At 61.0% G+C, this 10,516-nt stretch carries 13 protein-coding genes; 11 read left to right on the forward strand and 2 right to left on the reverse strand.

All coding sequences use genetic code 11. The annotated features are described in order from the left end of the window. The first annotated feature begins 42 nt into the window (after positions 1-42). Genes ccmA through JOE29_RS08135 form a run of 10 tightly spaced genes read left to right on the forward strand, consistent with a single transcriptional unit; the run spans position 43 to position 7,433 of the window. On the forward strand, positions 43-684 hold the full coding sequence (ccmA, locus tag JOE29_RS08090; RefSeq protein WP_044313281.1) for a cytochrome c biogenesis heme-transporting ATPase CcmA: 642 nt from the start codon (positions 43-45) through the stop codon (positions 682-684). After that, the gene (gene ccmB, locus JOE29_RS08095; RefSeq protein ID WP_003370279.1) at positions 681-1,352 is read left to right on the forward strand and encodes a heme exporter protein CcmB; all 672 of its coding nucleotides are present in this window, start codon (positions 681-683) and stop codon (positions 1,350-1,352) included. The genes ccmA and ccmB overlap by 4 nt, the downstream gene beginning before the upstream one ends. Before the next feature lie 54 nt (positions 1,353-1,406). Beyond that, positions 1,407-2,210, forward strand: coding sequence for a heme ABC transporter permease (locus JOE29_RS08100; RefSeq protein ID WP_057407407.1), 804 nt, complete (start codon positions 1,407-1,409; stop codon positions 2,208-2,210). Next, on the forward strand, positions 2,207-2,383 hold the full coding sequence (ccmD, locus tag JOE29_RS08105; RefSeq protein ID WP_004417064.1) for a heme exporter protein CcmD: 177 nt from the start codon (positions 2,207-2,209) through the stop codon (positions 2,381-2,383). Before JOE29_RS08100 ends, ccmD begins: the two co-directional genes overlap by 4 nt. Beyond that, positions 2,380-2,847 carry a cytochrome c maturation protein CcmE gene (ccmE, locus tag JOE29_RS08110; RefSeq protein ID WP_044313279.1) on the forward strand — a complete coding sequence of 156 codons (468 nt, stop codon included), beginning with the start codon at positions 2,380-2,382 and terminating at the stop codon, positions 2,845-2,847. Before ccmD ends, ccmE begins: the two co-directional genes overlap by 4 nt. A gap of 3 nt (positions 2,848-2,850) precedes the next feature. Then, positions 2,851-4,824 carry a heme lyase CcmF/NrfE family subunit gene (locus tag JOE29_RS08115; RefSeq protein WP_210079327.1) on the forward strand — a complete coding sequence of 658 codons (1,974 nt, stop codon included), beginning with the start codon at positions 2,851-2,853 and terminating at the stop codon, positions 4,822-4,824. Then, the gene (locus JOE29_RS08120) at positions 4,821-5,357 is read left to right on the forward strand and encodes a DsbE family thiol:disulfide interchange protein (protein WP_003319244.1); all 537 of its coding nucleotides are present in this window, start codon (positions 4,821-4,823) and stop codon (positions 5,355-5,357) included. Before JOE29_RS08115 ends, JOE29_RS08120 begins: the two co-directional genes overlap by 4 nt. Then, entirely contained in the window at positions 5,354-5,824 is a 471-nt protein-coding gene (locus JOE29_RS08125; RefSeq protein WP_003391431.1) for a cytochrome c-type biogenesis protein, read from the forward strand. The genes JOE29_RS08120 and JOE29_RS08125 overlap by 4 nt, the downstream gene beginning before the upstream one ends. Then, the gene (gene ccmI, locus JOE29_RS08130) at positions 5,821-7,014 is read left to right on the forward strand and encodes a c-type cytochrome biogenesis protein CcmI (protein ID WP_137983654.1); all 1,194 of its coding nucleotides are present in this window, start codon (positions 5,821-5,823) and stop codon (positions 7,012-7,014) included. The genes JOE29_RS08125 and ccmI overlap by 4 nt, the downstream gene beginning before the upstream one ends. An 11-nt stretch (positions 7,015-7,025) precedes the next feature. Beyond that, positions 7,026-7,433: a lipoprotein gene (locus tag JOE29_RS08135; protein ID WP_003316888.1), complete on the forward strand. Its 408-nt coding sequence runs from the start codon at positions 7,026-7,028 to the stop codon at positions 7,431-7,433. 58 nt (positions 7,434-7,491) lie between these two features. Here the strand turns inward: JOE29_RS08135 and JOE29_RS08140 are convergent, their stop codons facing one another. Together JOE29_RS08140 and JOE29_RS08145 are read right to left on the reverse strand one after the other, a co-directional pair. Next, entirely contained in the window at positions 7,492-8,490 is a 999-nt protein-coding gene (locus JOE29_RS08140) for a sulfate ABC transporter substrate-binding protein (RefSeq protein ID WP_024961282.1), read from the reverse strand. Between the two features lie 100 nt (positions 8,491-8,590). Continuing rightward, positions 8,591-9,424 (reverse strand): ion transporter, encoded by an 834-nt coding sequence (locus JOE29_RS08145; protein ID WP_003319214.1) that lies wholly within the window; start codon positions 9,422-9,424, stop codon positions 8,591-8,593. Between the two features lie 541 nt (positions 9,425-9,965). On the opposite strand from JOE29_RS08145, the gene JOE29_RS08150 reads away from it, so the two are divergent. Further along, the gene (locus tag JOE29_RS08150; protein WP_044313275.1) at positions 9,966-10,508 is read left to right on the forward strand and encodes a GNAT family N-acetyltransferase; all 543 of its coding nucleotides are present in this window, start codon (positions 9,966-9,968) and stop codon (positions 10,506-10,508) included. Positions 10,509-10,516 lie beyond the last annotated feature (8 nt).

Consider the following 10,516-nt stretch of genomic DNA (forward strand, 5'->3'; position numbering starts at 1 on the left):
TGTTTTGGCACATTTCGCGACGCAAAGCACTGGAAACGCTTCATGATCCCAGCCACCCCATTTTTGCAAGCGACGGCTCTGGCGTGTGAGCGGGACGGGCGGATGCTGTTCGAAAACCTCGATCTTCATCTGCACGCGGGCGACATGCTGCAGATCAGCGGTCCCAACGGCTGCGGCAAGACCAGCCTGCTGCGCCTGCTGTGCGGGTTGATGCAGCCAACGGCCGGGCAGGTGGTGCTCGACGCGCAGCCAGTGGATCGTGGGCCCGCGGCACCGGGCAGCAAGCTGTTGTGGATCGGTCATGCGCCAGCGCTCAAGGATATGCTGACGCCGCTGGAAAACCTGTCCTGGCTCAGCGCCCTGCACCAGCCAGCCGATGCCGGCGCGATAGCTACCGCGCTAGATGCGGTCGGCCTTGCAGGTTTCGAGGACGTGCCCTGTCACACTTTGTCGGCCGGGCAGCAGCGTCGCGTCGCGCTGGCACGTCTGTATCTGCCGGGCCCGCCACTCTGGCTGCTCGACGAGCCGTTTACCGCGCTCGACCGCCAAGGCATCGAGCAACTGGAGAAACACCTCGCCGAGCACTGTGAACACGGCGGCATGATTGTCATGACCACCCACCACAGCCTGAGCCGTCTGCCCGCGGGCTATCGGGACCTCGACCTGGGGCAGTGGTCAGCATGAGCAATGTGTTTGTTCTGCTGATGCTCCGTGAGGTGCGGCTGCTGGCGAGGCGTCCGGCAGAGCTGGCCAACCCGCTGGTGTTCTTCGCGATCGTGGTCGCCCTGTTCCCGCTGGCGCTGGGGCCGCAGACGCAATTGTTGCAAACCTTGTCGCCGGGGCTGGTCTGGGTGGCGGCGCTGCTGGCCGTGCTGCTGTCGCTGGACGGGCTGTTACGCAGTGATTTCGAGGACGGCTCGCTGGAGCAGTGGGTCCTTTCGCCGCACCCGCTGGCCCTTCTGGTGCTGATCAAAGTGCTGGCACACTGGGTTTTTTCCGGGCTGGCACTGGTACTGTTGTCACCTTTGCTGGCCTTGATGCTCGGTCTGCCGGTGCAGTGCCTGCCGGTGTTGATGGTTTCGCTGCTGCTGGGCACCCCGGTGCTCAGCCTGCTGGGGGCGTTGGGGGCGGCGTTGACCGTGGGTTTGAAGCGTGGCGGCCTGCTGCTGGCATTGTTGATTCTGCCGCTGTACATCCCGGTGCTGATTCTGGGCAGTGGCGCGTTGCAGGCCGCGCTGCAGGGCATGCCGACGACCGGCTATCTGCTGTGGCTGGGCAGCCTGGCGGCGCTGGCGATCACCCTGACACCCTTTGCGATAGCCGCTGGCCTGAAAATCAGCATCGGCGAATAATTGAGGTTCCGGGATCGAGACTTCGATGCCGGTCAACACCCTGGATGCACCCTGATGAAAAGCAACGCCATGAAAAGCAGCATCGGTTGGGCCTGGCTGCACACGCTCGGCTCGCCGAAAGGGTTTTACCGCGTCAGCGCACGCCTGCTGCCCTGGCTGAGTGTTGCCGCTTTGCTGTCACTGGTCATCGGCATGGTCTGGGGCCTTGCGTTCGCGCCGCCGGATTACCAGCAGGGCAACAGCTTCCGGATCATTTATATCCACGTCCCTGCCGCGATGCTCGCCCAGTCCTGTTACGTCATGCTGGCCGTGTGCGGGTTGGTCGGGCTGGTCTGGAGAATCAAGCTGGCCGATGTCGCGCTGCACTGCGCTGCACCGATTGGCGCGTGGATGACCGCGCTGGCGCTGGCGACCGGCGCGATCTGGGGCAAGCCCACCTGGGGAGCATGGTGGGTCTGGGACGCGCGACTGACCTCGATGCTGATTCTGCTGTTCCTGTATTTCGGCCTGATCGCGCTGGGCAACGCCATCAGTAACCGCGACAGCGCCGCCAAGGCCTGCGCGGTGCTGGCGATCGTCGGTGTGGTGAACATTCCGATCATCAAGTATTCGGTCGAGTGGTGGAACACCCTGCACCAGGGTTCGACGTTCAGCCTCACGGAAAAGCCCGCCATGCCGGCTGAAATGTGGCTGCCGCTGCTGTTTACCACGCTGGGTTTCTACTGCTTGTTCGGCGTGCTGTTGATGATGCGCATGCGTCTTGAAGTGCTGCGTCGCGAAGCGCGCACCCAGTGGGTCAAGGCCGAGATTCTGCGCAGCCTGGGCCACACAGCAGCGCAGTCGGAGAACACGCTTTGAGTTTTGCATCGTTCAGCGATTTTCTTGCCATGGGCCGCCACGGCGTATTTGTCTGGTCGGCCTACGGGCTGTGCCTTGTGGTGCTGCTGATCAACGTGGCGTTGCCGCTCTGGGCGCGGCAGCGCTTTCTGAAACAGCAGGCACGTCGCCTGAAGCGGGAGAATCGCCCGTGAGCCCGCTGCGCAAAAAACGCTTGTTGATCATTGTCGCGCTGCTGGCCGGTGTCGGTCTGGCCGTGACCCTGGCCCTCGGCGCCTTGCAGGAAAACATCAACCTGTTCTACACCCCCAGCCAGATCGCCAATGGCGAGGCACCGCTGGATACGCGCATTCGGGCTGGCGGCATGGTCGAAAAGGGCTCCTTGCAGCGCTCGGCCGATTCGCTGGACGTGCGTTTTGTGGTCACCGATTTCAACAAGTCGGTAACCATCACCTATCGAGGCATTCTTCCTGATCTGTTTCGTGAAGGGCAGGGCATCGTGGCGCTGGGCAAACTCAATGCACAGGGCGTAGTGGTGGCCGATGAGGTACTGGCCAAGCATGACGAGAAATACATGCCCCCCGAGGTCACCAAGGCGCTGCGTGACAGCGGTCAGACGGCACCGGCTGCGCCTTCCACACCCGTCAAACAGGGTTGATCGATGATTCCCGAACTCGGCCAGCTGGCCATGATTCTGGCATTCTGCTTTGCGCTGGTGCAGGCCATCATTCCGCTGATCGGCGCATGGCGCGGTGATCGCCTGTGGATGAGCCTTGCCCGTCCGGCAGCCTGGGGCCAGTTCAGCTTTCTGATCTTCGCCTTCGGTTGTCTGACCTACGCGTTCATGGTCGACGACTTCTCCGTCGCCTACGTTGCGCAGAACTCCAACACTGCGCTGCCCTGGTACTACAAGTTCAGCGCCGTGTGGGGCGCGCATGAAGGTTCATTGCTGCTCTGGGCATTGATTCTCGGTGGCTGGACCTTCGCCGTGTCGGTGTTTTCACGGCAACTTCCGCAGGTGATGCTGGCGCGGGTCCTCGCCGTAATGGGCATGATCAGCCTGGGTTTCCTGTCGTTTCTGATCCTCACCTCAAATCCGTTCGCGCGTCTGTTGCCGCAGATGCCCGCGAATGGACGTGATCTGAACCCGTTGTTGCAAGACATTGGCCTTATCGTGCATCCGCCGATGCTGTACATGGGCTATGTCGGTTTCTCCGTGGCCTTTGCGTTCGCCATCGCGGCCTTGCTCGGCGGTCGACTCGACGCTGCCTGGGCGCGCTGGTCTCGTCCATGGACCCTGGTGGCCTGGGCTTTTCTCGGCATCGGCATCAGCCTGGGCTCGTGGTGGGCGTATTACGAGCTGGGTTGGGGCGGCTGGTGGTTCTGGGACCCGGTGGAAAACGCCTCGTTCATGCCCTGGCTGGTCGGCACTGCACTGATTCACTCGCTGGCGGTCACGGAAAAACGTGGCGTATTCAAGAGCTGGACGGTATTGCTGGCCATTGCTGCGTTTTCTTTGAGCCTGCTGGGCACCTTCCTGGTCCGTTCCGGGGTGCTGACCTCCGTGCACGCCTTTGCCTCGGACCCGGCACGCGGTGTGTTTATCCTGATGTTCCTGCTGGTCGTGGTGGGTGGCTCGCTGACCCTGTTCGCGATTCGCGCACCAGTGGTCAAAAGCCAGGTCGGATTCGGCCTGTGGTCGCGGGAAACCCTGCTGCTGGGCAATAACCTGTTGCTGGTGGTTGCTGCGTCCATGATTCTGCTGGGCACCCTTTATCCGCTGGTGATTGATGCCATGAGCGGCGCCAAGATGTCGGTCGGCCCGCCGTACTTCAATACGCTGTTCGTGCCGTTGATGGGCTTGTTGCTGGTGGTTATGGCGGTCGGCGTACTGGTGCGCTGGAAGGACACGCCGCTGAAATGGCTGCTCTGCATGCTGGCCCCGGTACTAATCGGCAGCGTCGTCCTGGCGGTGCTGGCCGGTCTGCTGCTGGGCGATTTCCAGTGGGCGGTGCTGGCGACCCTGATGCTCGCCGCCTGGGTGCTGCTGGCCGGGGTTCGCGACCTGCTCGACAAGACCCGCCACAAGGGGCTGCTCAGCGGCGCACGCGGTCTGACCCGCAGCTATTGGGGCATGCAGCTGGCGCACCTTGGGATTGTCGTGTGCGCGCTGGGGGTGGTGCTGTCGAGCCAGAACAGCGCCGAGCGCGATTTGCGCATGGCCCCTGGCGAGTCCACCGAACTGGGTGGGTATACCTTTGTCTTCGAGGGTGCCCGGCATTATGAAGGGCCTAACTTCACCTCCGATCGGGGCACGGTTCGCGTGCTGCGCAACGGCGTTCAACTGACCGAACTGCACCCGGAGAAGCGCCTCTACACCGTGCAGCAGTCGATGATGACCGAAGCGGGCATTGCTGCCGGTTTCAGCCGGGACCTGTATGTCGCCCTGGGTGAACCGCTGGGCGATGGTGCGTGGGCCGTTCGGGTTCACGTCAAACCGTTTGTGCGCTGGATCTGGCTGGGCGGCCTGCTGACCGGCCTGGGCGGGGTGCTGGCGGCGCTGGACCGGCGTTATCGCACCCGGGTAAAGAGCAAGGTGCGCGAGGCGTTGGGTTTGTCGGGAGCAGCACAATGAGACGCTGGGTCATGGTGCTGCCACTGGTGCTGTTTCTGGGCGTAGCGGCGTTTTTGTATCGCGGTTTGTATCTGGACCCCGCCGAGCTGCCCTCGGCACTGATCGGCAAGCCTTTTCCGGCATTCTCGCTGCCGGCGGTGCAGGGCGAGCGGATGTTGAGCCGTGCCGATCTGCTCGGCAAACCTGCGCTGGTCAACGTGTGGGGCACCTGGTGCGTGGCCTGCCGGGTGGAGCATCCGGTGCTGACCCGGCTGGCGCAGCAGGGCGTGCTGATCTACGGCGTGAATTACAAGGACGTCAACGCGGACGCGCTGAAATGGCTCAAGGAATTCCATGATCCTTATCAGTTGAATATTCGTGACCAGGACGGTTCTCTGGGCCTTAACCTGGGGGTGTACGGTGCGCCGGAAACCTTCCTGATCGATGCCCAAGGCGTCATTCGTTACAAACACGTCGGGGTTATCGACGACGCAGTGTGGCGCGAAAAGCTTGCCGCGCGTTATCAGCAACTGGTCGATGAGGCGCGGCCATGAAGCGCTGCCTGATGATCGTCCTGTTCAGCGTGCTGTGTTCCGGCATCGCCCACGCGGCCATCGACGCTTATGCTTTTCGCGACGATGCCGAGCGCGCGCGCTACAGCGAACTGACCCGAGAACTGCGCTGCCCGAAATGCCAGAACCAGGACATTGCCGACTCCAATGCGCCGATTGCCGCTGATTTGCGCAAGGAAATCTACCGCATGCTGGGCGAAGGGCAGAGCAATCAACAGATCATCGATTTCATGGTCGATCGCTATGGCGATTTCGTTCGCTACAAGCCGAGCCTCAATGCACGCACCTGGCTGCTGTGGTTCGGGCCGGCCGGCCTTCTGGTTGGCGGGTTTGTGGTGATCGGCCTTATCGTTGGCCGCCGCCGCAAGGCACAATCCGCACAGGCCGACGAGCTTTGCGAAGATGAGAAGCAGCGTCTTGCCACCTTGCTGGATGAGCACCGCCCATGATCGACTTCTGGATGGCTACCGGGCTGTTGCTGATGGTCGCGCTGAGCTTTTTGCTGATTCCGCTGCTGCGCGGCCATCGCGCGCAACGGGAAGAAGACCGCACAGCTCTGAACGTGGCCTTGTATCAGGAGCGACTGAGCGAGCTGCAGGTTCAGCACGAGCAGGGCGTGCTGTCGGTGGCGCAATTGCAGTCTGCACGTGCCGAAGCAGCGCGTGAGCTGCTTGCCGACACCGAAGGCGCAGAGCCTGCCCGCACATCGCGTCTGGGCAAGCCCCTGCTGGTGCTGGCTGCGCTGCTGGTCCCGGTGTTGGGGCTGGCGGGCTATCTCCAGCTGGGTGCCAGTGACCGGGTTGAACTGAGTCGCGAATTCGCTCGACCACCGACCTCACTGGCAGACATGACACAGCGCCTTGAGCGCAGCGTGCAGGCTCAACCGGATTCAGCCGAAAACCTGTATTTTCTGGCGCGCAGCTATATGGCGCAGAACCGCCCGGGTGATGCCGCGCAGATGTTCGAGCGTTCAGTGGCGCTGGCCGGAAGGCAGCCCGAGTTGCTCGGGCAGTGGGCTCAGGCGCTGTATTTCGCCAGCGACAAGCACTTCACACCCCAGGTGCAGGCGCTGACCGACGAAGCGCTGCAGGCTGACCCCAAGGAAGTCACCAGCCTTGGTCTGCTTGGGATTGCCGCGTTCGAAACACAGCGCTATCAGGCGGCGGTGGATTACTGGACCCGGTTGCTCGCAGCACTGCCCGCAGATGACGCATCGCGTTCGGCACTGGAAGGCGGCATTGCCCGCGCCAGAGATAACCTCGCCAAACGCGCGGCAGACGCGGCGCCGGCAGTTAAGGCGAAGTCGATAAAAATTCATGTCGAGCTGGCTGCGGCACTTCAAGGCAAGGTAAGCCCGAACGACAGCGTGTTCGTCTTTGCCCGCGCCATCAATGGCCCGGCGGCGCCTTTGGCGGTCAAACGCATTACCGTGGCGGACTTGCCTGCCGACGTGGAACTGAGCGATGCCGACGCAATGATGCCGCAACTGAACCTGTCGAACTTTGCGCAAGTCCAACTGGTTGCGCGAGTGTCTCGCGCAGGGCAGCCAACCACCGGTGAGTGGGTCGGCCGCAGTCAGCCACTGGCCAGTGATACTGCGGCGCAGCAGGCGTTGACCATTGACAGTCCGGATAACTAGAGAATTCGCTTATGTACCGTACCGCACGCATCACCTTGTTGGGTCTGGTCGTTGGCCTGAGTGCCTGTGCTGTCCAGCATCCGGCACCGCCACATAGCCAGGATCCTATCCTCAACCTGCCGGGTGGCCAGCAGCCCGGCGCACCGCGTCCGAGTAGCGCGCCTTCGGAGCCTGCCAAGGCGCCTGCCGCAGCGCCGAAGTCCTCGGCCAGTTTCGCGCCGCCACCGGGCGGCGGCAGCCACTGGGACCCGCGCCTGGGCGTGTACGTGATGGACGATCAGCCTAATACTTTCTATCGCCAGCGCACGTACTACCAGTGGAATGACGGCTGGAGCTGGGCAACCAGCCCCAACGGTCCGTGGCAGGCGACTGATGTCAGTGGCGTGCCGGCAGGGCTGGGCAAACAGTTCAGTAAATGATTCAGGCTCAATAAAAACGGCGACCTCGAAGGTCGCCGTTTTGCATTGCCTGAGCGGTTTATTTGCCCGGATAGATCTGGTCGAACACACCGCCGTCGATGAAGTGGGTCTTCTGCACCGTGCGCCAGTCACCGAAGGTTTTCTCCACCGAGAGGAAGTCCACTTTCGGGAAGCGATCGGTGTACTTGGCCAGCACCTGCGGATCACGCGGGCGCAGGTAGTTTTTGGCAGCGATTTCCTGGCCTTCCGGTGACCACAGGTATTTCAGGTATTCCTCAGCCAGGGGGCGGGAGCCTTTCTTGTCCACGACCTTGTCGACCACACTCACCGGTGGCTCGGCTTCTGCCGACACGGAGGGGTAAACCACTTCGAACTGATCGCGACCGAATTCGCGGGCGATCATTTCCGCTTCGTTCTCGAAGGTGACCAGCACGTCGCCGATCTGGTTGGTCATGAACGTTGTGGTCGCACCACGGCCGCCGGTATCAAGGACTGGCACATGGCTGAACAGATCACCGACGAATTTCTTCGCCGCCGCTTCATCGCCGCCTTTTTTCAAGGTGTAACCCCAGGCCGAGAGGTAGGTGTAGCGGCCGTTGCCCGAGGTTTTCGGGTTGGGCACGATGACTTCCACGCCATCCTTGATCAGATCCGGCCAGTCTTTGATCGCCTTCGGGTTGCCCTTGCGCACGATGAACACCGTGGCCGAGGTGAAGGGCGCGCTGTTGTTTGGCAGGCGGCTGACCCAGTCTTCCGGCACCAGCTTGCCATTGTCGGCCAGGGCGTTGATGTCAGTGGCCATGTTCATGGTGATCACGTCAGCCGGCAGCCCGTCGATGACCGAACGCGCTTGCTTGCTCGATCCGCCGAAGGACATCTGCACGGTCACATCTTCATGCTTCTCGTCTTTCCAGTGTTTCTGGAAGGCGCTGTTGTAGTCCTTGTAGAAATCACGCATCACGTCATAGGAGACGTTGAGCAGCGTTGGAGCTGCCTGGGCAGCGCTGGCAAAAGCCAGGCCGGCGGCCAGTAGCGAGGCGGCGAAGAGTTTATTCACTGCAGGGTCCTTGAGATGAAGAGTGTTATCAGCCTGATGGCGTAATGCCGCGACACTATCAGCATCGCGCCTGCGGTTTAAAGACCGAAAAGATCTTTGCTTATGCCGTGTGCTCTGTTTTTTTAAACAATTGATTGCCGCAGCGTGAGCAGAACGCCGCGCCGTGCTCGTGAAGGTTTTTCGAGCACACCGGGCAGTCGTGTTTCAACTGCTCGCCGCGCATGGCGTTGGCCAGCTCGGCGGTGAATATCCCGGTGGGCACGGCGATGATCGAGTAGCCGGTAATCATCACCAGCGAGGAGAGCATCTGGCCGAGTGGAGTCTTGGGCACGATATCGCCAAAGCCCACCGTCGTCAGGGTCACGATGGCCCAGTAAATACCCTTGGGAATGCTGGTGAAACCATGCTCCGGACCTTCGATCACATACATCAGCGTGCCGAATACGGTGACCAGCGTAGACACCGTGACCAGAAACACGATGATCTTCTGCTTGCTGCCACGCAGCGCCGCCAGCAGGTAATTGGCCTGCCGCAGGTAGGTGCCGAGCTTGAGCACCCTGAAAATCCGCAGCATACGGATGATCCGCACGATCAGCAGGTATTGCGCATCGCTGTAATAGATAGACAGCACGCCCGGCACGATCGCCAGCAGGTCCACCAACCCGTAGAAACTGAATGCGTACTTCAGCGGCCGCGGCGAGCAATACAGGCGCAGCATGTATTCGATGGCAAACATCAGCGTGAAGCCCCATTCGATCCATGCGAAAAGCATCGCGTAATCACGATGAATACTCTCGATGCTGTCGATGATAGTGACCAGCAGACTGAGCAGAATCGCGACCAGCACCGCCTTGTCAAACATCCGCCCGGCAGGCGTATTGGCCTCGAAAATAACAATATGCAACCGCTCGCGGCGGCTGAGAGAGCTGTCCATGGTGGTTCCCGAATCAAAGATCGGGAGAGCCTAGGAGCATTGGGAGGTTGAGTGCAAGCGCACAAGACTTGCGGGAGCGAGCCGGGCGACGCTTCGCTTGATGGCGAAAACGCCGTTACAGCGCCCGTAAAGGTGACCTGAGTCGAACTTCAATCCACCTGACAAAGAAAACCGCTGTGTGACGCGGAGCGTCACGACCTGCATTCCCACGCGGAGTGAGGAACGATAGTCAAAATCGCCGCCACTGCCACCGAAATGCTTTTCGATCACGGTGGCACTAACGACGCAAATTGCGACGTAGGTGACGGATCAGTGCCAGGGCGAAGGAACCCGACGAAGTCGGGCCGGAAACGGAACTGCGGGTTTTGCCTACTTTGGCCCCATCAAAGTAGGTCGCCGAGGGGCGAAAAGGTGACCTGAGCCGAACCCAAATCCACCTGACAAAGAAAAACCGCCGTGTGACGCAGAGCGTCACGAACTGCATTCCCACGCTGGAGCGTAGAAACGATAATCCGGGTAGTGACTGACACGGGGAGTAAACATGCAGTATGCAGGCGAGAACTTTTCTCTCAGAAAATTGGCATTTGATGATGCCGAGCTGATCAACCGTTATGAAAATACCCATCGCCAGCATCTGCAGCCTTGGGAACCGCTAAGGGACGATGACTATTTCATTCTCGAAAACGCCCGGTCAAGGGTCCAGCAGCAATGGGAAAGCATGCAGGTCGGCAGCGCGTTTTTTTTCCTTATCACCGCTCCGGACGGAGAATTGCTGGGACGCTGCAGCTACACCAACATCGTGAGAGGCGCTTTCCAGGCCTGCAACCTCGGCTTCTCACTGGCAGAAACCGCTCAGGGGCAGGGCTTGATGAAAAGGTCACTGGAGGTCACCAATCGCTACTGCTTCGAACACATGGGCCTGCATCGAATCATGGCCAACCACCTGCCACACAACCTGAAAAGTCAGCGACTTCTGCAGTCGCTTGGCTTCGAACAGGAAGGCTATGCCCGTGCCTACCTGAAAATTGCCGGCGTCTGGGAAGACCATGTCCTCAGGGCACTGATCAATCCGAACCACGCCTGATGGCGAGG

The sequence above is a fragment of the Pseudomonas sp. PvP009 genome, assembly GCF_017832995.1.
Lineage (GTDB): Bacteria > Pseudomonadota > Gammaproteobacteria > Pseudomonadales > Pseudomonadaceae > Aquipseudomonas > Aquipseudomonas syringae.